Annotated in this window: 21 protein-coding genes and 5 tRNA genes; all 26 read right to left on the reverse strand. The window is 47.4% G+C overall.

The genetic code is table 11. The annotated features are described in order from the left end of the window. Nucleotides 1–3 precede the first annotated feature (3 nt). Nucleotides 4–654: a 50S ribosomal protein L3 gene (gene rplC, locus DDY07_RS15455; protein WP_064008006.1), complete on the reverse strand. Its 651-nt coding sequence runs from the start codon at nucleotides 652–654 to the stop codon at nucleotides 4–6. Between the two features lie 30 nt (nucleotides 655–684). Next, nucleotides 685–996 (reverse strand): 30S ribosomal protein S10, encoded by a 312-nt coding sequence (gene rpsJ, locus DDY07_RS15460; RefSeq protein ID WP_020484801.1) that lies wholly within the window; start codon nucleotides 994–996, stop codon nucleotides 685–687. Nucleotides 997–1,001: 5 nt separating this feature from the next. Further along, on the reverse strand, nucleotides 1,002–2,192 hold the full coding sequence (gene tuf / locus DDY07_RS15465) for an elongation factor Tu (protein WP_033156112.1): 1,191 nt from the start codon (nucleotides 2,190–2,192) through the stop codon (nucleotides 1,002–1,004). Nucleotides 2,193–2,218: 26 nt separating this feature from the next. Continuing rightward, nucleotides 2,219–4,312 (reverse strand): elongation factor G, encoded by a 2,094-nt coding sequence (gene fusA, locus DDY07_RS15470; protein WP_171696512.1) that lies wholly within the window; start codon nucleotides 4,310–4,312, stop codon nucleotides 2,219–2,221. Between the two features lie 24 nt (nucleotides 4,313–4,336). Beyond that, on the reverse strand, nucleotides 4,337–4,807 hold the full coding sequence (gene rpsG, locus DDY07_RS15475) for a 30S ribosomal protein S7 (protein ID WP_020484799.1): 471 nt from the start codon (nucleotides 4,805–4,807) through the stop codon (nucleotides 4,337–4,339). Between the two features lie 13 nt (nucleotides 4,808–4,820). Further along, nucleotides 4,821–5,195, reverse strand: coding sequence for a 30S ribosomal protein S12 (rpsL, locus tag DDY07_RS15480; protein ID WP_013820393.1), 375 nt, complete (start codon nucleotides 5,193–5,195; stop codon nucleotides 4,821–4,823). Nucleotides 5,196–5,345: 150 nt separating this feature from the next. After that, nucleotides 5,346–9,557, reverse strand: a complete 4,212-nt coding sequence (gene rpoC, locus DDY07_RS15485) for a DNA-directed RNA polymerase subunit beta' (protein WP_301539351.1) — start codon at nucleotides 9,555–9,557, stop codon at nucleotides 5,346–5,348. Between the two features lie 61 nt (nucleotides 9,558–9,618). Next, entirely contained in the window at nucleotides 9,619–13,695 is a 4,077-nt protein-coding gene (rpoB, locus tag DDY07_RS15490) for a DNA-directed RNA polymerase subunit beta (protein ID WP_171696513.1), read from the reverse strand. Nucleotides 13,696–13,817: 122 nt separating this feature from the next. Next, nucleotides 13,818–14,186 (reverse strand): 50S ribosomal protein L7/L12, encoded by a 369-nt coding sequence (gene rplL, locus DDY07_RS15495; protein WP_020484796.1) that lies wholly within the window; start codon nucleotides 14,184–14,186, stop codon nucleotides 13,818–13,820. Nucleotides 14,187–14,232: 46 nt separating this feature from the next. Beyond that, complete coding sequence (rplJ, locus tag DDY07_RS15500; protein ID WP_026147170.1) at nucleotides 14,233–14,727, reverse strand: 50S ribosomal protein L10; 495 nt, start codon at nucleotides 14,725–14,727, stop codon at nucleotides 14,233–14,235. A 190-nt stretch (nucleotides 14,728–14,917) separates the two neighbouring features. After that, on the reverse strand, nucleotides 14,918–15,613 hold the full coding sequence (gene rplA / locus DDY07_RS15505; RefSeq protein ID WP_171696514.1) for a 50S ribosomal protein L1: 696 nt from the start codon (nucleotides 15,611–15,613) through the stop codon (nucleotides 14,918–14,920). 1 nt (nucleotide 15,614) lies between these two features. Continuing rightward, the gene (gene rplK, locus DDY07_RS15510) at nucleotides 15,615–16,046 is read right to left on the reverse strand and encodes a 50S ribosomal protein L11 (protein ID WP_020484793.1); all 432 of its coding nucleotides are present in this window, start codon (nucleotides 16,044–16,046) and stop codon (nucleotides 15,615–15,617) included. Nucleotides 16,047–16,145: 99 nt separating this feature from the next. Beyond that, nucleotides 16,146–16,679 (reverse strand): transcription termination/antitermination protein NusG, encoded by a 534-nt coding sequence (gene nusG, locus DDY07_RS15515; protein WP_033159599.1) that lies wholly within the window; start codon nucleotides 16,677–16,679, stop codon nucleotides 16,146–16,148. Continuing rightward, the gene (gene secE / locus DDY07_RS15520; RefSeq protein WP_033159600.1) at nucleotides 16,679–17,059 is read right to left on the reverse strand and encodes a preprotein translocase subunit SecE; all 381 of its coding nucleotides are present in this window, start codon (nucleotides 17,057–17,059) and stop codon (nucleotides 16,679–16,681) included. The genes nusG and secE overlap by 1 nt, the downstream gene beginning before the upstream one ends. A gap of 37 nt (nucleotides 17,060–17,096) precedes the next feature. Next, a tRNA-Trp gene (locus tag DDY07_RS15525) sits at nucleotides 17,097–17,172 on the reverse strand. A gap of 34 nt (nucleotides 17,173–17,206) precedes the next feature. After that, nucleotides 17,207–18,397 (reverse strand): elongation factor Tu, encoded by a 1,191-nt coding sequence (gene tuf, locus DDY07_RS15530; protein ID WP_033156112.1) that lies wholly within the window; start codon nucleotides 18,395–18,397, stop codon nucleotides 17,207–17,209. Nucleotides 18,398–18,436: 39 nt separating this feature from the next. Beyond that, nucleotides 18,437–18,512 (reverse strand) — tRNA-Thr (locus DDY07_RS15535). A gap of 18 nt (nucleotides 18,513–18,530) precedes the next feature. Beyond that, a tRNA-Gly gene (locus DDY07_RS15540) sits at nucleotides 18,531–18,604 on the reverse strand. Nucleotides 18,605–18,621: 17 nt separating this feature from the next. Continuing rightward, nucleotides 18,622–18,706: transfer RNA gene (locus DDY07_RS15545), tRNA-Tyr, on the reverse strand. A 74-nt stretch (nucleotides 18,707–18,780) separates the two neighbouring features. Next, on the reverse strand, nucleotides 18,781–19,335 hold the full coding sequence (pth, locus tag DDY07_RS15550; protein ID WP_171696515.1) for an aminoacyl-tRNA hydrolase: 555 nt from the start codon (nucleotides 19,333–19,335) through the stop codon (nucleotides 18,781–18,783). Between the two features lie 22 nt (nucleotides 19,336–19,357). Continuing rightward, nucleotides 19,358–19,954 (reverse strand): 50S ribosomal protein L25/general stress protein Ctc, encoded by a 597-nt coding sequence (locus DDY07_RS15555; protein ID WP_033156110.1) that lies wholly within the window; start codon nucleotides 19,952–19,954, stop codon nucleotides 19,358–19,360. Nucleotides 19,955–19,999: 45 nt separating this feature from the next. Continuing rightward, a complete protein-coding gene (locus DDY07_RS15560) occupies nucleotides 20,000–20,953 on the reverse strand; it encodes a ribose-phosphate diphosphokinase (protein WP_033156109.1) in 954 nt (317 codons plus the stop codon). Between the two features lie 35 nt (nucleotides 20,954–20,988). Next, a tRNA-Gln gene (locus DDY07_RS15565) sits at nucleotides 20,989–21,063 on the reverse strand. 9 nt (nucleotides 21,064–21,072) lie between these two features. Continuing rightward, complete coding sequence (gene ispE / locus DDY07_RS15570; protein ID WP_216614763.1) at nucleotides 21,073–21,939, reverse strand: 4-(cytidine 5'-diphospho)-2-C-methyl-D-erythritol kinase; 867 nt, start codon at nucleotides 21,937–21,939, stop codon at nucleotides 21,073–21,075. A gap of 5 nt (nucleotides 21,940–21,944) precedes the next feature. Beyond that, nucleotides 21,945–22,514 carry a lipoprotein insertase outer membrane protein LolB gene (gene lolB, locus DDY07_RS15575; protein ID WP_171696517.1) on the reverse strand — a complete coding sequence of 190 codons (570 nt, stop codon included), beginning with the start codon at nucleotides 22,512–22,514 and terminating at the stop codon, nucleotides 21,945–21,947. Continuing rightward, nucleotides 22,511–24,235: a tetratricopeptide repeat protein gene (locus DDY07_RS15580; protein WP_253734498.1), complete on the reverse strand. Its 1,725-nt coding sequence runs from the start codon at nucleotides 24,233–24,235 to the stop codon at nucleotides 22,511–22,513. The genes lolB and DDY07_RS15580 overlap by 4 nt, the downstream gene beginning before the upstream one ends. Between the last annotated feature and the right edge of the window lie 71 nt (nucleotides 24,236–24,306).

Here is a 24,306-nt window from a genome sequence, read left to right on the forward strand (position 1 = left end):
AAATTAACCTTTATTTAACATTTTTACTGCAGGCGTGATCACTACATCACCACCCTTGGCACCAGGCACAGCGCCTCTGACTAAAATCAGGTTCCGCTCAGCATCTACAGCATGGATAGTCAAATTCTGTATCGTAGTTTTAACCGCTCCCATATGCCCGCACATTTTTTTACCCTTAAACACGCGGCCCGGAGTTTGGTTCATACCACTAGATCCAGGCACCCGATGGGAGCGTGAATTACCGTGCGTCGCGTCTTGCGTTCTGAAGTTATGGCGCTTGACAGTACCTGCAAAGCCTTTACCGATACTTGTACCGGACACATCTACTACCTGCCCAGCCTCAAACACGTTAACTTTTAACTCTGCACCTGCCGAAAACTCGGCGGCTTCGCTCTCGCTCAGTCTAAACTCCCACAAACCACGTCCAGCGGTCACATTGGCAGATGCGTAATGCCCAGCCATTGCTTTGTTGACTTTTGAAGACTTCACATCACCCGCCGCTACCTGAATAGCGCGATAACCATCAGTTTCAACGCTCTTCACCTGTATGACTCTATTGGAGTCTATATGAAGTACGGTAACTGGTACCGAAGAGCCATCTTCGCAAAATATTCTGGTCATACCACATTTACGACCAATAAGACCTATTGACATCTGCCAATCCCTCTAAATTATTACTTGCTGCTATTTAAGCTTAATTTGAACATCAACCCCAGCCGCCAGATCCAACTTCATCAGGGCGTCAACGGTCTTATCGGTTGGCTCAACTATATCAAGCAACCTCTTGTAAGTTCTCAATTCATATTGATCACGAGCATCTTTGTTAACATGCGGTGAAATCAATACAGTAAAACGTTCTTTTCTAGTAGGCAAAGGAATGGGGCCCTTTACTTGGGCGCCAGTTCTCTTTGCTGTTTCTACTATCTCACCCGCCGACTGATCAATCAATTTATGATCAAAGGCTTTTAATTGGATTCTGATAGTTTGATTAGCCATCTTGATTACTCGATAATAGAAGCAACAACACCCGCACCCACGGTGCGACCACCTTCGCGAATCGCAAAACGCAAGCCGTCTTCCATCGCAATCGGTGAGATAAGTTTTACGGTAACGGCGATGTTATCGCCGGGCATAACCATTTCCACGCCTTCTGGCAAATCTACCGCACCGGTTACGTCGGTCGTTCTGAAGTAGAACTGCGGACGGTAGCCATTAAAGAATGGAGTATGACGACCACCCTCTTCTTTAGACAGCACATATATTTCTGCTTTAAAGTGAGCATGTGGCTTGATGGTATTCACATGCGCCAATACTTGACCACGTTCCACGTCTTCTCTTTTAGTACCACGCAACAGTACACCGACGTTATCGCCCGCTTGACCTTGATCAAGCAGTTTGCGGAACATTTCTACACCTGTGCAGGTTGTTTGAACGGTATCTTTGATGCCGACGATCTCGACGGCTTCGCCTACTTTGATGATGCCCCGCTCAACACGTCCGGTTACTACGGTACCGCGACCTGAAATTGAGAACACGTCTTCGATAGGCATCAAGAATTTGCCGTCGATCGCACGCTCTGGCTCAGGAATGTAACTGTCCAACGCTTCAACCAAGCGAACTACGGATTGTACACCAATTTCACTTTGCTCGCCTTCTAAAGCTTTCAATGCGGAACCAACGATAATGGGCGTGTCGTCTCCTGGGAATTCGTATTGATTCAACAGCTCCCGAATTTCCATTTCAACCAGCTCAATCAACTCAGCGTCATCTACCATATCGGCCTTGTTCAAGAACACAACAATGTAAGGCACACCGACTTGACGTGACAACAGAATGTGCTCGCGCGTTTGTGGCATAGGACCGTCCGCAGCAGAGCAAACCAAAATCGCGCCATCCATTTGGGCAGCACCGGTAATCATGTTTTTAACGTAGTCAGCGTGACCAGGGCAGTCAACGTGGGCATAGTGGCGGTTGGCTGATTCGTACTCTACGTGTGACGTAGAAATGGTTATACCGCGCGCACGTTCTTCCGGGGCGTTGTCGATTTGATCAAAAGCCTTAACTTCGCCGCCTTGCAGCTCCGCCATGACTTTTGTTAATGCCGCTGTCAATGTGGTTTTACCGTGGTCAACGTGACCAATAGTGCCTACGTTTACGTGCGGTTTCTTTCTTTCAAATTTTTCTTTAGCCATGATTCAATACCTGATATGTAAAAAATTTAAGATACTTTTCTAATAATCGCTTCCGCAATGCTTGCAGGTGCTTCGTTATATCTTTCAAACTGCATACTGTACGTTGCTCTGCCCTGAGTCGCCGACCTAAGATCCGTGGCATAACCGAACATTTCGGCAAGAGGGACTTCGCACTCTATTACCTTTCCGGCCGGAACATCTTCCATTCCATGAATGACACCTCTCCGTCGATTAATGTCACCCACTACCTCACCCATATAATCCTCGGGCGTTACCACCTCGACTTTCATAATAGGTTCAAGCAACGCAGGATTTGCAGTCTTAGCCCCATCCCTGAAACACATAGATCCTGCTATCTTGAAAGCCATTTCATTCGAATCGACATCATGATATGAACCATCGAATAAACTAACCTTTACATCAACAACCGGAAAACCTGCCAAAACGCCATTTTCCATTTGCTCTTGCACACCCTTGTCTATGGCCGGGATATACTCCTTGGGAATAGCACCGCCAACCAACTCACTCACAAATTCATAACCCGTGCCCGGCTCTTTTGGCTCCAACCGGAGCCATACATGCCCGTATTGACCCTTGCCTCCAGATTGCCTGATGAATTTTCCTTCGCATTCCACAGCACGCTTTATAGTTTCCCTATAAGCAACTTGGGGAGCCCCAACATTTGCGGCAACATTAAACTCTCTTCTCATCCGGTCAACGATAATTTCAAGATGCAATTCGCCCATTCCTGAAATTATTGTCTGACCCGACTCAGGGTCGCTACCCACTCTAAAGGACGGGTCTTCTTGCGCAAGCTTAGCTAGCGCAGCGCCCATTTTATCTTGATCAGCTTTTGTCCTAGGCTCAACAGCAACAGCAATTACAGGCTCAGGAAACTCCATTTTCTCAAGCAGAATTGGCTTTTCAATATCACAAAGAGTATCACCAGTGGTGACGTCTTTCAGCCCGATCAGCGCAGCGATCTCGCCAGCCCTCACCTCATTGATTTCGACGCGACTATTGGCGTGCATCTGAACAATGCGTCCAATTCTTTCTTTTTTACCTTTACCGACATTTAAAACCGCATCTCCAGACTTTACCAAACCGGAGTAAACCCTAAAAAATGTCAAGGTCCCAACAAATGGGTCAGTGGCTATTTTAAATGCTAACGCTGAGAAGGACTCATCATCAGAAGCACCACGAGTCGAACTAATGCCAGCATCTGACAGACCTTCTACGGGCTTTATATCGAGAGGGGATGGCAAAAAATCAATCACACCATCAAGAACACACTGCACACCTTTGTTCTTAAAGGCCGACCCACAATAAGCCGGAACCAACTTATTCTGCAGAACCTGCGCCCTTATACCCAGTTTTATTTCTTCGTTTGTCAAAACACCTTTTTCAAGATATTTATCCATTAATTCTTCGGACGCATCTGCAGCGGCTTCAATTATTCGCTCGCGCCAATTTACAGCAGATTCTTCCATTTCTACTGGAATTTCCGTTTCCGTAAAACTCACACCCATGTTGGCATCTTCCCAATAGATTGCCTTCATTTTCAGCAAATCTACAACGCCTTTAAAGCCCTCTTCCGCCCCGATCGGCAACTGCATTGGGATTACATTGCTACCAAGCCGAGATTTAATTTGCTCAACAACGCGCAAAAAATTTGCGCCGGAACGATCCATCTTGTTTACAAATGCCAGCCTTGGCACATGGTATTTGTTTGCCTGGCGCCAGACCGTTTCCGACTGAGGCTCCACCCCGCCCACAGCACAAAAAACAGCGCACGCACCATCCAAAACACGCAAAGACCGTTCCACTTCTATAGTGAAATCGACATGCCCAGGCGTATCTATAATATTGATTCGATGCTCCGGGTATTGTTTTTCCATCCCCAACCAGAAACACGTAGTCGCAGCAGAAGTAATTGTTATACCCCTCTCCTGCTCTTGCTCCATCCAATCCATTGTCGCAGCACCATCGTGGACCTCGCCCATCTTGTGCGAAACCCCGGTGTAAAACAGTATCCGCTCGGTCGTGGTTGTTTTTCCAGCATCTATATGCGCCATAATGCCTATATTACGATAACGCTCTATAGGCGTCTTACGAGCCACAACAACTACCCTGCTTAACTTTTCTTACCAGCGATAATGAGCAAACGCTTTATTAGCTTCAGCCATTCTATGCGTGTCTTCGCGTTTCTTTGCAGCCGCTCCTCGACCCTCAGAGGCATCCAACAACTCACCCGCCAACTTAGCCGCCATGGTTCTTTCGTTACGCTTACGCGCCGCATCAATCAACCAGCGCATCGACAGCGCCAACCTTCTGGCAGGACGCACTTCGACAGGCACCTGATAAGTAGCACCGCCAACCCGGCGCGACTTAACCTCAACACGCGGCTGAACGTTTTCCAGTGCTTTTGCAACCAAATCTAAAGATTCTTTATGACCCTTACCTTCAATAACGTCCAATGCACCGTAAACAATTTTCTCAGCGACAGACTTCTTACCATCCTCCATAATCATGTTCATGAATTTTGACAGCATATCGCTACCAAAACGCGGATCTGGATTGATGACTCTTTTTGCAGCAACTCTTCTTCTTGACATCTGTTATCAACCTTTATTTCTTAGGTCTTTTCGCGCCATACTTGGAGCGACCACATTTTCTATCCTTAACACCAGAAGTATCGAGACTCCCCCGAACCACGTGATAACGCACACCAGGCAAATCTTTCACACGACCACCTCGAATCAGCACCACAGAGTGCTCCTGAAGATTGTGCCCTTCACCACCGATATAGCTACTTACTTCGGCTCCATTGGTCAGCCGCACCCTCGCAACCTTACGCAAAGCCGAGTTCGGCTTCTTCGGGGTTGTGGTGTAAACCCTGGTACAAACCCCGCGCCTTTGCGGACAAGCCTCCAACGCCGGAACGTTAGTCTTTTCTATTTTTTTAGCACGAGGCTTACGGACCAATTGATTGATCGTGGCCATTCTTAACTACTCCAAATATGCAATGTTTAATAAGCAATAAAGGAATCTGCGCGATCACAGATCAATACAGCTCCGCCCAAACCTATTGGCTGATGTGAGCAGAGCATAATACCTTTACAATAGACCTAGGTCAAGCGTTTTTAAGGTTCTCTACTCTACATTCAAAGCTTGTTTCAACGCTTCCTCCACATCGACCGCTTCAATGGTCTGGGTAGAAGCTTCTGAACCGGAACCAGAGTCCGCCGCTCTTCTCTTACGTCGTTGTTCATGGTAAGCCAAACCAGTACCCGCGGGTATGAGACGACCAACAATGACGTTCTCTTTTAAGCCATTCAAGCTATCGCTGATACCTCTTACCGCCGCATCTGTCAACACCCGAGTCGTCTCTTGGAACGACGCCGCCGAAATAAATGACTCGGTGGCCAACGATGCTTTCGTGATACCCAGCAACAAAGAATCGTAACTAGCCGGAATCTTACCTTCACGTTCAACTTGGTCGTTCACTAAGTTAATCATGGTACGTTCGACCTGTTCTCCTTTGACGAAATCCGTGTCTCCAGAGGCGGTAATCTCGACTTTTCGGAGCATTTGGCGAATGATTGCCTCAATATGCTTGTCGTTGATTTTTACACCTTGCAGACGATATACATCTTGAATTTCTTTTACCAGATAGTCGGCCAATTCTTCGATACCGCGCAGTCTTAAAATATCATGCGGGGTCAGCTCACCTTCAGCGATGGTTTCGCCTTTATCAACAAACTCACCCTCGAATACGGTGATATGCCGCCACTTTGGAATTAAGGTTTCGTATTGCTCGCCTTCCGAATCCGTGATGATGACGCGCTGCTTACCCTTAGTTTCTTTACCAAAGGAGACCATACCGGTTGCCTCCGCCAAAATAGCAGGGTCTTTGGTTTTACGCGCTTCAAACAAATCAGCAACCCGTGGCAAACCACCGGTAATATCCCTCGTTTTACTGGATTCTTGCGGAATTCTCGCTAAAACGTCACCAACCTTTACTTCCCCTCCGTCCTTAACCCCAACGATAGCGCCCGCAGGTAAAAAGTATTGAGCTGGAATATCAGTACCCGGCAAATTGATTTGCCCACCTTGCTCATCAAGAAGACGAACCATAGGGCGCAACTCTTTACCGGCTGAGCTTCTTTGCTTAGGATCCGTAACCACTCGCGAGGTTAAGCCAGTGACATCATCTGACTGCTCTTGAACGGTGATCCCGTCCATGAAATCAATCAGCTGAATAAAACCGTCTACCTCGGTGATAACCGGGTGAGTATGCGGATCCCAGTTCACGATAATATCCCCAGCACTGACCGGGCTACCATCACCCACCGACAATACGGCACCGTAGGGAATTTTGTAACGCTCACGCTCACGACCGTAATCATCCATAACCCCAACCTCGCCAGACCGAGATACCGCAACAAGATTGCTCTCTCTGTTCTTGACGGTTTTTAGGTTATTGAGCTTTGCGGTACCGCTGGATTTAACTTGCACGTTGCTAACCGCAGCAGACCGCGAAGCAGCACCACCGATGTGGAAGGTCCGCATCGTCAGCTGAGTACCAGGTTCACCAATTGACTGTGCCGCCACAACGCCCACGGCTTCACCGATGTTAACTAAATGACCGCGCCCTAAATCACGCCCGTAACATTTGGCACAAACACCTTGCCGCGATTCGCAAGTAATCACAGAGCGCACCAACATCTTGTCAACGCCGTTATCTTCCAGAACCGTGACCAAATTTTCGTCAATCATGGTGCCGGCAGGAATCAAAATATTATTGCCGGCGGGATCGGTTACGTCTATCGCCGCGACTCTTCCCAACACGCGATCAGCCAAAGGCTCAACCACGTCCCCGCCTTCAATAATCGGCATCATGGTTAGACCGTTTTGTGTACCACAATCAGATTCAGCAATCACCAAATCCTGTGCGACGTCGACCAAACGTCGAGTCAAATAACCCGAGTTAGCGGTTTTCAGCGCGGTATCCGCCAAGCCTTTGCGAGCACCGTGGGTTGAAATAAAGTACTGCAATACGTCCAAGCCTTCACGGAAGTTCGCAGTAATCGGCGTCTCAATAATGGAGCCATCCGGTTTAGCCATCAAACCCCGCATACCCGCCAACTGGCGAATCTGTGCGGCGGAACCCCGCGCACCGGACTCGGCCATCATAAAGATGGAGTTGAACGATTTTTGCTTTACATTCTCGCCTTTTGAGTTGACAACTTCGTCTTCACCCAAACCTTCCATCATTACTTTCGCGACCTGATCATTGGCGCGAGACCAAATATCAACGACCTTATTGTAACGCTCACCGTCCGTAACCAAACCGGAGGCGTACTGGTTTTGAATTTCATTAACCTCGGCGTCGGCGGAACGAATGATGTCGGCTTTCTTGACGGGAATTTCCATGTCTTCGATACCGAAAGACACCCCGGAGCGCGTGGCATATTTAAATCCGAGGTACATGATCTTATCTGCCAACATCACGGTTTCTTTGATACCGAGATAGCGGTAGCTATAGTTGATCAGCCGGGAAATATTCTTCTTGGTCATGTCGACGTTGACCAATTCGTAAGGCATACCGTCCGGCACAATACCCCAAACGATTGCGCGCCCTACCGTAGTTTTCTTTCTACTGACAATGGTTTCGAAGTCGCCTTCCGGAGTTTTCAATTTCTCGGTGACGCGCACTTCAATTTTACTTTGCAATTCAACAGCTTTAGCGTCAAGCGCTAACATTACCTCTGACAAATCGCCAAATACACTACCCTCGCCTACCGCATTAATTTTCTCACGTGTAATGTAATACAAGCCCAAAACCACGTCCTGGGAGGGATTGATTACTGGCTCACCGTTGGCGGGAGATAAAATATTGTTAGTTGCCATCATCAAGGTACGCGCTTCCAACTGCGCCTCGATAGACAACGGAATATGCACGGCCATTTGGTCGCCGTCGAAGTCGGCGTTGAACGCACTACAGACCAAGGGATGCAACTGAATGGCTTTACCTTCGATCAAAATCGGCTCAAATGCTTGAATACCTAATCTATGCAACGTCGGAGCACGGTTTAGTAATACCGGATGCTCACGAATTACTTCTTCAAGAATATCCCATACTTCCGCACCTTCACGCTCCACCATTTTCTTGGCTGCTTTGATCGTCGTCGCTAAGCCACGCAATTGCAATTTGCTGAATATGAAAGGTTTAAACAACTCCAAAGCCATTTTTTTCGGCAAACCGCACTGATGGAGCCTTAATGTCGGCCCCACCACGATAACCGAACGACCGGAATAATCGACGCGCTTGCCCAGCAGGTTTTGCCGGAAACGACCTTGCTTACCTTTGATCATATCGGCCAAAGATTTCAAAGGACGTCTGTTGCTACCGGTGATAGCACGACCGCGGCGACCGTTATCCAACAATGCATCGACGGCCTCTTGCAGCATACGCTTTTCGTTGCGGACGATAATGTCCGGCGCATTCAAATCCAACAAACGGGTCAAACGATTGTTTCGGTTAATCACCCGGCGATACAAATCGTTCAAATCGGACGTCGCGAAACGACCGCCATCCAGTGGCACCAATGGGCGCAACTCGGGCGGCAGCACTGGCAACACCGTCATAATCATCCATTCCGGACGATTGTTAGAAGCCAGCAAAGAATCAATAACTTTCAGACGTTTCGAATATTTTTTGATTTTGGTATCTGAATTCGTCGCGTTGATTTCTTCACGTAACGTGTTGATTTCTTCTTTTAAATCAATTGATTTGAGCAAATCATAGATTGCCTCGGCACCCATTTTTGCAACGAAATCGTCGCCGTGTTCTTCAACGGCGTTCAAATATTCTTCGTCGGTCAGAAGCTGGCCTTTCTCCAACGGAGACATGCCCGGATCGATCACGACGAATGTTTCGAAATACAACACCCGCTCTATCGAACGCAATGTCATATCCAACAGCAAAGCAATCCGGGAAGGCAGTGATTTCAGAAACCAAATATGCGCCACCGGGCTGGCCAAATCGATATGGCCCATTCGTTCGCGGCGAACTTTAGACAAGGTAACTTCGACGCCGCATTTTTCGCAGATGACGCCGCGATGCTTTAGGCGCTTGTATTTACCGCACAAGCACTCGTAATCGCTGATGGGTCCAAAAATCTTGGCGCAAAAAAGACCGTCACGTTCCGGTTTAAAGGTACGGTAATTGATTGTCTCAGGCTTTTTCACTTCACCATAAGACCATGAACGAATCATGTCAGGTGAAGCCAATCCAATCCGGATATTGTCAAAATCGTCTGTACGACCTTGACGTTTTAAGAAATTCATTAAATCTTTCAAGAGCTTATCCTCTTTAAATGTTATCCGATACTGTCCAGAATCTATCTCGCAAAGAACAGAATTAGTCTTGTTCCATTTCGATATTCACTGCCAGCGAACGAATCTCTTTCACTAAGACATTGAATGATTCCGGCATGCCGGCTTCCATTGAATGGTTGCCATCGACAATGTTTTTATACATTCTGGTTCTACCTGTCACGTCATCGGATTTGACAGTCAACATTTCTTGCAATGTGTACGCGGCGCCATAAGCTTCCAGGGCCCAGACCTCCATCTCACCAAAACGCTGACCACCGAATTGCGCTTTACCACCCAACGGTTGCTGCGTTACCAAACTGTAAGGGCCGGTCGAACGCGCATGCATTTTGTCGTCCACCAAGTGATTCAGTTTCAGCATATACATGTAACCCACAGTAACTTCACGCTCAAACGGTTCGCCTGTTAGGCCATCGTACAGTACGGTTTGCCCGTGCTCCGGTAAATCGGCCAAACGCAACATGGTACGAATATCTTCTTCCGAAGCCCCGTCGAAGACTGGGGTCGCCATCGGTACACCGGCAACCAAGTTGACCGCCATCTCTAGAATTTCTTTATCGGTAAACGAATTCAGATCTTCCTTTCGGCCGCTGCAATTGTAAATTTTCTCCATGAAACCACGTATTTCCGCGACTTTTGCTTGAGCTTCCAGCATCTTACCGATTTTGATACCTAAGCCTTTAGATGCCCAACCCAAATGCGTTTCCAACACCTGACCAACGTTCATCCGCGATGGTACGCCAAGAGGATTTAACAAAATGTCGACGGGGTTACCGTCAGCGGTATACGGCATGTCTTCAATCGGCACGATTTGGGAGATAACACCCTTGTTACCGTGACGACCGGCCATCTTATCGCCCGGCTGAATACGTTTTTTAACAGCCAAATAAACTTTGACCATCTTCAACACACCCGGCGCCAAGTCGTCGCCCATGGTGATTTTTTTCTTTTTCTGCTCGAAACGCTCGTCGAACTCTTTACGTTGCTGCTCGACATGCTCGGCAACGGTCTCCAATTGCACGTTGACATCTTCGTCTTGTGTGCGGATTTTCAACAACTCGGAAGGCACCAAGCCATCCAGATAATCAGCGGTAATTTCTTCGCCTTTTTTCAAACCATTCGGACCCTTTTCGGCTTTTTTACCCGCTAACAAGGTTTTTACCCGAGCGAAAATATCGTGCTCGACGATTTTCAGCTGGTCATCCAAGTCTTTCCGGTAACGCTTGATTTCCGCATCTTCGATTTCCAGGGCTCGCTTGTCTTTTTTCACACCATCACGAGTGAAAACCTGAACATCGATCACAGTACCGCGCACGTTGCCCGGCACACGTAGCGACGTGTCTTTCACATCGGCTGCTTTTTCGCCGAAGATGGCTCTCAGCAATTTCTCTTCTGGCGTTAATTGCGTTTCACCTTTCGGCGTCACTTTACCCACTAGAATGTCGCCGCCTTTCACTTCCGCACCGACGTATACAATCCCGGATTCATCCAATTTGGATAAGGCTTCTTCACTAACGTTTGGAATGTCCGCGGTAATCTCTTCCGGACTGTGCTTGGTTTCGCGAGCGACGCAAGTTTTTTCTTCGATATGAATAGTGGTAAAACGATCTTCTTTTACCACACGCTCGGACACCAAAATCGAGTCTTCAAAGTTATAGCCATTCCAGGGCATGAATGCTATCAGCATGTTTTGACCCAAGGCCAATTCGCCGATGTCGGTCGAGGGACCGTCCGCCAGAATATCACCGGCTCTGACGATGTCGCCGAGTTTAACCAGTGGTTTTTGGTTGATACAGGTGTTTTGGTTAGAACGGGTATATTTAATCAAGTTGTAAATATCCACGCCTGGCACACCCGCAACGGTCTCTTCGTCATTCGCACGTACTACGATACGCCCCGCATCAACCGCTTCGATACGACCGCCACGAGTTGCTACCACGGTTACACCCGAGTCTTTCGCGACGACACGCTCCATACCGGTGCCAACCAAAGGCTTCTCTGCACGTAAAGTGGGAACCGCTTGACGTTGCATGTTCGAACCCATCAACGCCCGGTTCGCGTCGTCGTGTTCCAAGAACGGAATGATAGATGCTGCCACGGATACGATCTGCTTGGACGATACGTCCATATATTGCACGGTTTCGGACGAAGCCAAGGTGAATTCGTCTTTGTAACGGCAAGACACCAAGCCTTCAACCAATTTACCGTTTTCGTCAACCGCCACGCTGGACTGCGCGATAACGTATTCGCCTTCTTCGATTGCGGAAATGTAATCGACCTGATCGGTTACTTTACCGTCGACCACTTTCCGGTACGGAGTTTCCAAGAAGCCGTATTCGTTGGTTCTGGCGTAGACAGACAATGAGTTAATCAAACCAATGTTCGGCCCCTCTGGCGTTTCGATAGGGCAAACTCGACCATAGTGAGTGGTATGAACGTCACGAACCTCGAACCCGGCACGTTCTCTGGCTAAACCGCCAGGACCCAGTGCCGAAACTCGGCGTTTGTGGGTAACTTGCGATAACGGATTGTTTTGGTCCATAAATTGCGACAACTGGCTGGAACCAAAGAATTCCTTGACTGCCGCAGAAACAGGTTTAGCGTTGATGATTTCCTGCGGCATATAGCCCTCAGAATCCGCCAAGGTCAAACGCTCTCTGACAGCCCGTTCGACTCGAACCAAACCGATGCGGAACTGGTTTTCGATCATTTCGCCAACAGATCGTACACGCCTGTTACCCAAATGGTCGATATCGTCCACGGTACCGTTACCATTTCTGATTTTGATCAGTTCTTTCAAAACATCGATGATGTCTTCTTTGCTTAGCGTGCCAGGGCCTTCGGTTTCTTCACGTCCCAATCGACGATTGAATTTCATCCGGCCAACGGCGGATAGGTCGTAACGTTCGTCGGTAAAGAACAGGTTTTCGAATAGGTTTTCCGCAGACTCTACGGTAGGCGGCTCGCCAGGACGCATCATTCTGTAGATTTCCACCAATGCTTCCAAGCGATTTGTGGTGGTATCCAAACGCATCGAATTGGAAATGTAAGGTCCTCTATCCAAATCGTTAACATACAGTGTATCGATCTCGCGAACACCCGCATCGATCAACTTCTGTAATAAATTGTCGGTGATCTCGTCATTAACGCTGGCCAACAACTCGCCGGTGGATGTATCGACAACATTGTGGCCTAGAATTTTTCCGTACAAATAGTCCCTAGGCACTTCGATTTCAGTGACACCGGATTTTTCCAGTTGGCGAACATGTTTGGCAGTAATTCTGCGCCCCTCTTCGATAACGACGCTACCGTCGTGCTTAATATCGAAAACAGCCATTTCACCGCGCAACCTATCCGGGATCACGTGAAACATTAATTTTTCGGCGCTCAATGAGAACTTATTGGTTTCGAAGAAAATTTTGATCATTTCTTCGTTTTCATATCCCAAAGCCCGTAACAAAATAGTCGCCGGAATTTTTCTCCGTCTGTCTATACGCACGTAAACGGCGTCTTTATGATCAAATTCGAAATCCAACCATGAACCACGATAAGGAATTACCCGTGCGTTGAACAGCAACTTACCGGACGAATGGGTTTTACCTTTGTCATGGTCGTAAAATACACCGGGCGATCTGTGCAACTGCGACACAATGACCCGTTCAGTGCCGTTAATCACGAACGTACCGTTGTCGGTCATCAGAGGCAGCTCACCCATGTAAACTTCCTGCTCTCTAATATCCTTAACGACCTTGGTATTAGCAGGCGCGTCTTTATCATAAATAACTAGACGCACTAAAACACGCAACGGCGCTGAAAATGTAGCGCCGCGCTGTTGACACTCTCTTACATCGAATGCGGGTTCCCCCAAGCGATATTTAACATACTCCAATACGGCATAGCCGGAATGACTTACTACCGGAAAAACACTGGAGAATGCGGCATGCAGCCCTTGATTGCGCCGTTTATCCGGATCTATGCCGGACTGCAAAAAATTTGCATACGAATCAATTTGTGTTGCCAAAAGATAGGGAACTTCCAATACTTCGGAACCCTTCCCAAAATTATTACGGATACGCTTTTTTTCGGTAAAAGAATAGGCCATATTGCTTCTATACCTTCGTCGTCAGAGATTATTTACTACTGTTTTAGAAACAGTAAAAGGCCGACGGCAAAATGCCGTCAGCCCGGTTTGATAGGCTTATGCCTGGTATGCAGTCAAGATGCTTATTTGATTTCGGCAGTTGCGCCAGCTTCTTCAAGCTCTTTTTTCGCCGCTTCGGCTTCGGCTTTGTTGACACCTTCTTTAACAGTAGTAGGTGCGCCTTCAACAGCGTCTTTCGCTTCTTTCAAGCCCAAGCCTGTCAAACCGCGAACAGCTTTAATAACCGCTACTTTGTTTTCGCCGAAACCGGTCAAGATAACATCGAACTCGGTTTGCTCTTCAACAACAGCCGCCGCTACAGGAGCTGCAACCGCTACTGCCGCAGCAGCAGAAACGCCAAACTTTTCTTCCATCGCTGAAATCAGATCAACGATTTCCATCACAGTCATGTTAGAGACTGCTTCCAAGATGTCTTGTTGTGAAATTGCCATTGTATATTCCTCTAAAATTAATGAGTTTTAACTGGTTAACGCGAGATTATGCCGCTTCTTTCTCGTCTCTGATTGCAGCCAGAGTACGTGCGAGTTTCTCAACCGGTGCTTTCATGACCGACATCAGCATGCTGATACCTTGGTCACGGGTTGGCAATCTTGCCAATCTATCCAACTCCGATCCGTCAAAAGCCTGACCACCGATTGCCACTACTTTCGCGATCAGTTTGTTATGGCCCTTGGAGAATTCGCTGATGAGCCGTGCAGCGCAGCCTGGATCTTCCATGGAAAATGCCAGTATTAAAGGACCGACCAGCCCTTCCTGCATACATTCAAACTCAGTCCCAGCGACAGCACGTTTAGCCAGTGTATTTTTGACTACGCGCAAATAAACGCCCGTTTCTCTCGCGGTTTTACGCAGTTCCGTCAATTCGGTAACTGTCAGACCCCGATATTCCGCAGCGATCGCGGAATGGGCTTTAGCGGCGAATTCAGCAACTTCCTCTACGACAACTTTTTTGCTATCTAAATTGAGTGCCACATCTACCTCCGGTACTTTCCGATTATCCATCGGATCTATGAAACGCATCTTTCGATGCCCCTTTCACGGTCCCTTTCACCAACTTTGCGGCTCCAGCTCCCGTCTGCGTAGGAAAATTAAGCTTTCGCACCTACGGTCTTTGACGGTTGTCGATCACTCAACAACCCAAAGCCTTACAACTGTTAATTTCTTAAATATCGATACTGCCTTGATCGATCCACAAACCTGGCCCCATAGTCGACGACAGGGCAATCTTTTTTAGATACACACCTTTCGCTGCCGTAGGCTTGGCTTTTTTCAGATCTGAAATCAAAAACTCCAGATTTTGCTTAAGCGAGGTTTCATCAAAAGACACTTTACCGATAGAGCAATGAATAATGCCTGATTTATCTGTACGATATCTGACCTGCCCAGATTTAGCATTCTTCACTGCGGTAACGACGTCTGGGGTTACGGTACCGACTTTTGGGTTAGGCATCAGGCCTCTTGGGCCCAAAATTTGACCCAATTGACCAACCACGCGCATTGCGTCAGGTGAAGCGATAACCACATCAAAGTTCATTTCGCCGCGTTTTACTTGCTCAGCTAAATCGTCCATACCAACGATGTCCGCGCCTGCTTCGCGAGCCGCATCCGCATTTGGGCCTTGCGTAAATACAGCAACTTTTACTGTTTTGCCGGTGCCGTTTGGTAACACGGAAGCGCCACGCACGTTTTGATCAGATTTACGTGGATCAACGCCCAAGTTAACACTGACATCCACAGACTCATCAAACTTGCTATTTGCAAACTCTTTTAAAAGAGCCACTGCTTCGGCAACCGAATATTGTTTACTTCTAACTACCTTTTCTTTGATAGCCTTTGCTTTCTTAGTTACTTTTGCCATTTTACACGCCCTCCACGTTCAAACCCATGCTGCGAGCGCTTCCCGCAATAATTCTTATCGCCGCTTCCAAATTAGCTGCGTTCAAGTCTTCCATTTTGGTTTTAGCGATTTCTTCCAACTGCGCACGCGAAACGGTGCCCACTTTATTAGAATTAGGCTTGCTACTTCCGCTTTTAATACCCACTGCTTTTTTCAACAAAACCGAAGCAGGTGGCGTCTTGGTGATAAAAGTAAAGCTTTTATCACTATAGACGGTGATAACAACAGGCAAAGGCAGGCCTTTCTCAACTTCTTGAGTTCTTGCATTAAACGCCTTGCAGAACTCCATAATATTGACACCACGCTGACCCAATGCAGGACCAATTGGTGGGCTAGGATTAGCCTCACCTGCTTTAACTTGCAGCTTGATGTACGAATCAATTTTTTTTGCCATTTTATACTCCTAACGGGTGCGAACGCTTTTCAGCTCCCCAACAAACAAAAATCCCGGCCATGCAAATGACAGGGATTCGTAAAAATCTCAAATTGTAGGCTAGACTTTTTCAACCTGTCCAAATTCTAATTCAACCGGTGTAGATCGACCAAAAATAAGAACCGATACGCGCAACCGGCTTTTCTCGTAATTGACTTCTTCTATATTGCCATTAAAGTCTTTAAATGGGCCATCGGTAATCCGAACAACCTCCCCAACTTCGAACAGTACTTTGGGCCGCGGCTTATTCACACCCTCTTCAACGCGGTTTAATATTGCCATTGCTTCCTTTTCTGAGATTGGTGACGGCCTATCTGATGCTCCGCCTATAAAGCCCAACACCCTAGGAACATTTCTTACTAAATGCCATGTTTCGTCATTCAATTCCATTTGCACAAGTACGTATCCGGGAAAGAATTTCCTTTCACTTTTACGCTGCTGACCCATGCGCATTTCAACAACCTCTTCAGTAGGTACCAGAATTTTTCCAAAAAACTCTTCCAGACCTTCGCGTTTTATACGCTCTTCAAGAGCCTGCTTGACTTTATTTTCAAAGTTGGAATACGCATGAACGACATACCAGCGAAGCGACATTATTTAATCCCCTGGCTCATCAAAAGCTGAACACCCCAAAACAAAAACATATCTAGCAACCACAGTATTAAGCCGACTATGAATACCATCAAAAAAACCATCAGCGTAGTACGAACCGCCTCGTCTTTAGTGGGCCACACTATCCTTTTGAATTCTTGCTTGGACTCCAGCATAAAGCCCCATAGACCGCGACCCTTAGCAGTAGTAAAAGCAACAGCTATAGCAGCCGCTAAAACAGCCACCAAAACTAAAACGCGGTAAAGAAGCTGCAAATCAGAAAAATAATAGAACGCTGATATGCCGACAACAACAAAAACCAAAGATAAAGCCAACTTTACGATGTCCACCACTGAGGAGACTTCTTCTGCCTGTGCGTTCATTTAGTTAACTTGAATTAAATTATGAAGATTTTCTGAATGGCAGGCCAGGAGGGACTCGAACCCCCAACTTGCGGTTTTGGAGACCGCTGCTCTACCAATTGAACTACTGACCTATTCAGAAAATATTTTTTGAATCAAAAACGGCTATTACTCGATAATAGAAGCAACAACACCCGCACCCACGGTGCGACCACCTTCGCGAATCGCAAAACGCAAGCCGTCTTCCATCGCAATCGGTGAGATAAGTTTTACGGTAACGGCGATGTTATCGCCGGGCATAACCATTTCCACGCCTTCTGGCAAATCTACCGCACCGGTTACGTCGGTCGTTCTGAAGTAGAACTGCGGACGGTAGCCATTAAAGAATGGAGTATGACGACCACCCTCTTCTTTAGACAGCACATATATTTCTGCTTTAAAGTGAGCATGTGGCTTGATGGTATTCACATGCGCCAATACTTGACCACGTTCCACGTCTTCTCTTTTAGTACCACGCAACAGTACACCGACGTTATCGCCCGCTTGACCTTGATCAAGCAGTTTGCGGAACATTTCTACACCTGTGCAGGTTGTTTGAACGGTATCTTTGATGCCGACGATCTCGACGGCTTCGCCTACTTTGATGATGCCCCGCTCAACACGTCCGGTTACTACGGTACCGCGACCTGAAATTGAGAACACGTCTTCGATAGGCATCAAGAATTTGCCGTCGATCGCACGCTCTGGCTCAGGAATGTAACTGTCCAACGCTTCAACCAAGCGAACTACGGATTGTACACCAATTTCACTTTGCTCGCCTTCTAAAGCTTTCAATGCGGAACCAACGATAATGGGCGTGTCGTCTCCTGGGAATTCGTATTGATTCAACAGCTCCCGAATTTCCATTTCAACCAGCTCAATCAACTCAGCGTCATCTACCATATCGGCCTTGTTCAAGAACACAACAATGTAAGGCACACCGACTTGACGTGACAACAGAATGTGCTCGCGCGTTTGTGGCATAGGACCGTCCGCAGCAGAGCAAACCAAAATCGCGCCATCCATTTGGGCAGCACCGGTAATCATGTTTTTAACGTAGTCAGCGTGACCAGGGCAGTCAACGTGGGCATAGTGGCGGTTGGCTGATTCGTACTCTACGTGTGACGTAGAAATGGTTATACCGCGCGCACGTTCTTCCGGGGCGTTGTCGATTTGATCAAAAGCCTTAACTTCGCCGCCTTGCAGCTCCGCCATGACTTTTGTTAATGCCGCTGTCAATGTGGTTTTACCGTGGTCAACGTGACCAATAGTGCCTACGTTTACGTGCGGTTTCTTTCTTTCAAATTTTTCTTTAGCCATTTTGGAACACCCTAACTACGACAAAAACAAACCTAAATCTGGAGCTCATAACCGGATTTGAACCGGTGACCTCTTCCTTACCAAGGAAGTGCTCTACCTACTGAGCTATATGAGCGAGTAATTTACCCCGAAATGGAGCGGGTGATGGGAATCGAACCCACGCAATCAGCTTGGAAGGCTGGAGTTCTACCATTGAACTACACCCGCAGATCCCATAAATTTGGTGGTGGAGGGGGGAGGATTCGAACCTCCGAAGGTAGAACCGGCAGATTTACAGTCTGATCCCTTTGGCCGCTCGGGAACCCCTCCGTTACTTATTCGATCAATTATCCTTGTTTCAAAAACCCCAGTCAAGTGTTTTTTTAATTCAACTGAAGTAACAATCAAGCTCCAATTGAATTCAAATCACCCAAAACCAACGCATCCATGCTTTTCGCTAACTCGCCAAACAAACCCAGCATTCGAGCCTGACCATCACAAGACAAACTGGACAACACATAGTCCGCCACACCCCCCCCCGCGACAGGACGACCTATACCAATTCTCAACCTGTAGAAATCACGGGTGTCGATATTAGCAATAATGTCACGCAACCCGTTATGCCCACCGTGCCCCCCGTCTTTTTTTATCTTGACGACTCCCTCGGGAAGCTCAAGCTCATCATGAACCACAAGCATTTCTTCGGACTTAAACTTGTAATACCGCAAAAACTTACCGACAGACAGGCCACTTTTATTCATAAAAGTCATCGGCTTTAGCAATACAAGCCCGTATCCGCCAATATTGCATTCAGCCACCTCACCGGAAAACTGACTACTGCTCGACCAACCAGCACTAGCAAGCCCCGCCAGATACTCCACAAACAAAAACCCGGCATTGTGCCGGGTTTTTTCGTACTGCCGCCCAGGATTACCCAGACCAACAATCAGCTTAATCATTCAAACAAGACTTCAAACACTATTAGTCAGCAGATTCCACAGATCTTGGCTTGACTATTTGAGCAACCGGATGATCATGCTCAGCACCATGCTGCAACGCTGCAATCTCAACACCAGCCGGCAAAATCAAATCAGACAAATGTATTGTCGAACCAACATCTACACTAGCCAAATCTACTTCAATGAATTCCGGCAAAGCAGAAGGCATACACAACACCTCCACATCAACCATTGCATGATTGACCAAACCACCTTTTTTAACGCCTACCGAAATAGCTTCATTGATAAAATGCAAAGGAACATGAACCTTCAATTTATGCGTATCATCAACACGCATAAAGTCCATATGCAACACTATCGGCTTTGCAGGGTGCCTTTGTATATGTTTAAGAACAGCTTTTTCTGTTTTGCCGTCGATTTTAAGATCAAGCACATGAGAATAAACGGCCTCATGCACCAAATGCTTAACCACTTCGTTATGATCCAGCAATAACATCTCAGGGGCACCACTACCACCATATACTACTGCCGGGACCTTACCCTGACGACGAACAACTTTGGCCGCGCTACTGCCCGAGGCACTGCGAGCTTCTGCAACAAATTCAAACACGTTAGCCATTTTTTTCTCCAAAAGCTTGTTCCACAAGCACTACTTTAATTCTTATCAGTCAACATAAAGCGAGCTTACAGACTCGCCCACAGCTATCCGACGTATTGTTTCCGCCAACATTTCCGCAACGCTTAGCTGCCTAATCTTATCAATCCCGGACAATTCTGTAGTCAACGGTATCGTATCCGTAACTACCAACTCATCAAGAACGGAATTTTTAACATTTTCCGCGGCTGCACCAGACAACACCGGGTGAGTACAGTATGCAACAACCTTTTTGGCACCATTTTTCTTGAGCGCCCCTGCCGCGTGACACAAAGTACCTGCCGTATCAACCAAGTCATCCACCATAACACAGGTACGACCCTCTACATCGCCGATGATATGCATTATCTCCGACACATTCGGACGCGGCCTTCGCTTGTCGATTATCGCCAAATCAGCATCACCCAGACGCTTTGCAATGGCTCTAGCCCTCACAACACCACCAACATCCGGCGAAACCACAATCAAATCTTCGTATTCTTGCCGCCAAATATCACCTAGCAAAATTGGCGAAGCATAGACATTATCAACCGGAATCCCAAAGAATCCCATGATTTGATCTGCATGCAAGTCAACAGTCAACGCCCTGTCAGCCCCAGCATTACCTATCATATCCGCAACCAATCTTGCAGTAATGGGCACCCTAGCCGACCTCGAGCGCCTATCTTGCCGCGCGTAACCATAATACGGCATAACGGCTGTTATTCTCGCCGCAGACGCTCGCCTCATAGCATCGATCATTACCAACAATTCCATTAGATTTTCGTTGGTAGGCGCGCAGGTAGGCTGTATGACAAATACATCCCTACCCCTAACATTTTCTTCTATCTCAACAAAAATCTCGCCATCACTGAAACGACCAACCGTGGCCATGCCGAGGCGCATATTGAGCTTCTTCACAATACCTTCAGACAACGCCTTATTGGCATTCCCGGAAAATACCATTACCGAGGCCTCACGCATTCAAGCACTCCTAAGGAACTATTGTGTGGAGATTATGGCTGGGCTGCAAGGATTCGAACCTTGGTATGCGAGGATCAAAACCTCGTGCCTTACCGCTTGGCGACAGCCCATTAAATTGATTAAACAGATCCTTGTCTTAATTTTTCATGCAGAGGCGAAACATTAAGTCCTCGAGCCAAATAAACTAACCAACTCTGACTCAACACAGAAAATGCCTCACGCGCCGACTCTTCCGAATCGAACTGGGCAAACACACAACCCCCAGTCCCCGTCAATCTTGCTTCTGCATATTGAGATAATGCATCCAATGCATTACTCACCGGCTTATATAACTTGCTAACGACCGGAAGGCAATCATTCCGCCAATCGCCTGCAATGAAGTCGCGCATTGTGATGGGTTTGCTATCTCTTGTCAACTCTTCCGTCAAAAAAATCTGTTTCGTGTTCACATGACAATCCGGCTTGATTACCACGACCCATTGTTCCGGAATCGTTATGGGCTTTAATTCCTCACCAACCCCCTCACCCCAAGCGGTGTATCCATAGACAAAAACAGGCACATCGGCACCAAGCTGCAAGCCCAACTCCATCAACGCTTCTAATGGTAAATGCAGATTCCACAACCTATTCAGCACCACCAGCGTAGTAGCGGCATCGGAACTACCACCACCCAAGCCACCACCCATAGGCAGATTCTTTTCGACGTCGATACACACCCCGGATGCACACCCAGTATATTGTCTCAATAAGTTGGCGGCGCGAACGGTTAAGTCTTCGTGTTCCGGGACACCAGGAATCGGATGACGCAAATAAACCCTGCCATTTTCCGCAGGATAAAATGTTATCCAGTCACACAAATCAATAATCTGAAATACTGTTTGCAGTAAATGATAGCCATCTGGGCGACGCCCGGTGATTCTCAGCATTAGATTCAACTTAGCCGGCGCAGGCCATTTCTCACCCCAACCCACCACATGTTCTTGCATTCCCGTCACGACAAATCCCATTGGTCCACTATTAATTTGATTCTTGTCTTATCTTTTTCCGCATTGATTTTTCTCGGCAGTACTAAGGCGTTAACATGCTGCATTTCTCTGAAACCAACCCGCCACCCAGACTGAAAAAATCCATCAACCTGCTCGACAAACGACTGCTCCGGGTCAGGCAAACCAAGCACCCAATACCTCAAAACGCTCACAGGAATCGCGACACCTAACTGCTCCGCCAGCACCTCTTCTGCGGGCCCGCGAAACTCTTTGTGATTGTCGCCGTCATCCACCTTCACGAAATCAGCTTCGACAGTGATCATCAGCTTACCCTGAGCCAATGGCCCCGAAAGCTCAATCTCATCTCTTTCAGTGCGATGCCGCCAACTCACCGACGCAGAAAACGAATCCTTCCCATCAGCGAGAGCCAAACGCCCCTCAAAATACCATTGCTGTTGCCGCTGCAACACCCTCATATCTTGCAAACGGTAGGCATCGCCCGGCTTTTCTGACAATAAAGAACAGCCGGACAAAAACATCACAACCAACAAAAATACACTACCCTGAAAAATCATTGCCCGTTTTGCAAAAAGCGCTTTTTAAACTCCAACAAATATTCGTCATCAGGAGATTTTTTATAGACACTGTCGAAAAGCTCTTTTGCTTCCTTTTTCTCACCTAAAGACCAAAGCACTTCTGCAATATGCGCGGCAATTTCATTTTCCGGCTGCTTCTCGTAGGCTCTACGCAAAAACTCCAGGGCTCGCTCGGGCTTTCCAAGCTTAAACTGCAACCATCCGTAGCTGTCTATCACCACTGCCTCATCAGGCTGCAAACTGAGGGCGCGCTCCAAATATTTGGCCGCCTCCTCATAGCGTTGTGTTCTATCGGTCAACGTATAACCCAATGCATTCAACGCACCCACATCGTCCGGCTTTTTCTCTAAAATTTTTTGAAGGTCGGACTCAAGCACATCCAACTTGTCCAAGCGCTCGGCAACCAATGCCCTGGCATATAGCACTTCGCGATTATCGGGCATGTCTTTTAAAGCCAGTGTCAGAACATCGAAGGCTTCTTGGTATTTACCCAATTGATTATAAAGCTCTGCCTTAACCATCAAGACTCGCAAATGCTGCTCAGGATATTTGTTATCCATGCGTTTGATGCGCGCCTCAATCTCGTCGAAGCGTTTTTGATTCATCAACAAAGACACCGCCGCCATATCCGCGTCGAATGCGTAATTGCCGTCGCTCACCCGATCAAACCAATTTAACGCCTTATCCGGATGTTGTTGATCAACTTCAATCTTACCCAAGTAAAAACTAGCCTGCCCTTCCCACTCGGGATTATTCAGCAACTTCTCAAGTACGTTTTCAGCCTTATCGATCTGGCTTTGCTGCATATACACCAAAGCCAAGGTAAACAGCGTTTCAGCATCATCCGGCTTGTCTTCCAACACATTCTGGCAAAGCTTTATCGCATCGTCATAGTCGTGACCGTTAACCAACACCTCTAACAACATCTTTCTCAGCATTTTATCTTCTGGAGCAGCCTTAAGCGCTTTTTCCAAAGAGGCGCGCGCCTTGGTCAAGTCGCCGGAGCGTCCGGCCAGCTGTGCCTGCAAGATCACAGCCTTATTCCAATCAGGCTGGATTAACAATGCTTGATTAACTTTCTGCTGGGCCAACTCGTTATTTTGCAGAACCGACGCCAAAACTGCCTGCAAGAAAAACACACTGGCTTGATTAGGATGCTCAACAGCCAACTCTTCCAACACGTCGTAGGTAAATTGTGTGCGACCTTCTTTTTCCATCAACTTGGTCATTTCCAGCACACCAGCCTCAAAACCGGCCGGATCATCTGCCAGCATGGCATTGAGATTTTCGACAGCCGCCTTTTGATCTGAGTTTTTAATCGCCAGCAACACGGCAAACTTTCTCGCCGCTAAATTCTTTCCGTCCTTGGACAACCAAACCGTCAAGGCCTCACGGGTACGCTGCTCGTCTTTTAAAAACAAACCGATTTTGACTGCCCGCTCCGCAATCCGCGGATCATCCACTCGCTTAGCGGCCTGCAAATAAGCATCCATGGCCAAATGGTACTGATTACGCTGCCCTGCCAATTCCGCGGCCATCAGCAAATACAGCACCTCTTCGTCGATCACCGTGTTGCGATTAACTCTGCTTTCCAAACCCTCAGGCTTGACTGGCAAACCTTCTGCCTCAGGCTCTTTCTCAGGAGAAACCGCACATCCTGACATCGATAAAAACATTGCGATGGCTATCCATTTTTTCATGCAATCAATTGACCCACTTTTGAAAAACTATTGACGATAGATTACCAGAAAAAGCCCCTGAATCGGACTGT

It is taken from the genome of Methylomonas sp. ZR1, from assembly GCF_013141865.1.
Classification (GTDB): Bacteria; Pseudomonadota; Gammaproteobacteria; order Methylococcales; family Methylomonadaceae; genus Methylomonas.

What these genes read in the sequence shown, in the direction of transcription:
- rplC (WP_064008006.1), bottom strand. Translation starts at nt 654, where the DNA reads ATGTCAATAGGTCTTATTGGTCGTAAATGTGGTATGACCAGAATATTT.
- rpsJ (WP_020484801.1), bottom strand. Translation starts at nt 996, where the DNA reads ATGGCTAATCAAACTATCAGAATCCAATTAAAAGCCTTTGATCATAAA.
- tuf (WP_033156112.1), bottom strand. Translation starts at nt 2,192, where the DNA reads ATGGCTAAAGAAAAATTTGAAAGAAAGAAACCGCACGTAAACGTAGGC.
- rpsG (WP_020484799.1), bottom strand. Translation starts at nt 4,807, where the DNA reads ATGTCAAGAAGAAGAGTTGCTGCAAAAAGAGTCATCAATCCAGATCCG.
- rpsL (WP_013820393.1), bottom strand. Translation starts at nt 5,195, where the DNA reads ATGGCCACGATCAATCAATTGGTCCGTAAGCCTCGTGCTAAAAAAATA.
- rpoB (WP_171696513.1), bottom strand. Translation starts at nt 13,695, where the DNA reads ATGGCCTATTCTTTTACCGAAAAAAAGCGTATCCGTAATAATTTTGGG.
- rplL (WP_020484796.1), bottom strand. Translation starts at nt 14,186, where the DNA reads ATGGCAATTTCACAACAAGACATCTTGGAAGCAGTCTCTAACATGACT.
- rplA (WP_171696514.1), bottom strand. Translation starts at nt 15,613, where the DNA reads ATGGCAAAAGTAACTAAGAAAGCAAAGGCTATCAAAGAAAAGGTAGTT.
- rplK (WP_020484793.1), bottom strand. Translation starts at nt 16,046, where the DNA reads ATGGCAAAAAAAATTGATTCGTACATCAAGCTGCAAGTTAAAGCAGGT.
- nusG (WP_033159599.1), bottom strand. Translation starts at nt 16,679, where the DNA reads ATGTCGCTTCGCTGGTATGTCGTTCATGCGTATTCCAACTTTGAAAAT.
- secE (WP_033159600.1), bottom strand. Translation starts at nt 17,059, where the DNA reads ATGAACGCACAGGCAGAAGAAGTCTCCTCAGTGGTGGACATCGTAAAG.
- tuf (WP_033156112.1), bottom strand. Translation starts at nt 18,397, where the DNA reads ATGGCTAAAGAAAAATTTGAAAGAAAGAAACCGCACGTAAACGTAGGC.
- pth (WP_171696515.1), bottom strand. Translation starts at nt 19,335, where the DNA reads ATGATTAAGCTGATTGTTGGTCTGGGTAATCCTGGGCGGCAGTACGAA.
- DDY07_RS15555 (WP_033156110.1), bottom strand. Translation starts at nt 19,954, where the DNA reads ATGGCTAACGTGTTTGAATTTGTTGCAGAAGCTCGCAGTGCCTCGGGC.
- DDY07_RS15560 (WP_033156109.1), bottom strand. Translation starts at nt 20,953, where the DNA reads ATGCGTGAGGCCTCGGTAATGGTATTTTCCGGGAATGCCAATAAGGCG.
- ispE (WP_216614763.1), bottom strand. Translation starts at nt 21,939, where the DNA reads ATGCAAGAACATGTGGTGGGTTGGGGTGAGAAATGGCCTGCGCCGGCT.
- lolB (WP_171696517.1), bottom strand. Translation starts at nt 22,514, where the DNA reads ATGATTTTTCAGGGTAGTGTATTTTTGTTGGTTGTGATGTTTTTGTCC.
- DDY07_RS15580 (WP_253734498.1), bottom strand. Translation starts at nt 24,235, where the DNA reads ATGAAAAAATGGATAGCCATCGCAATGTTTTTATCGATGTCAGGATGT.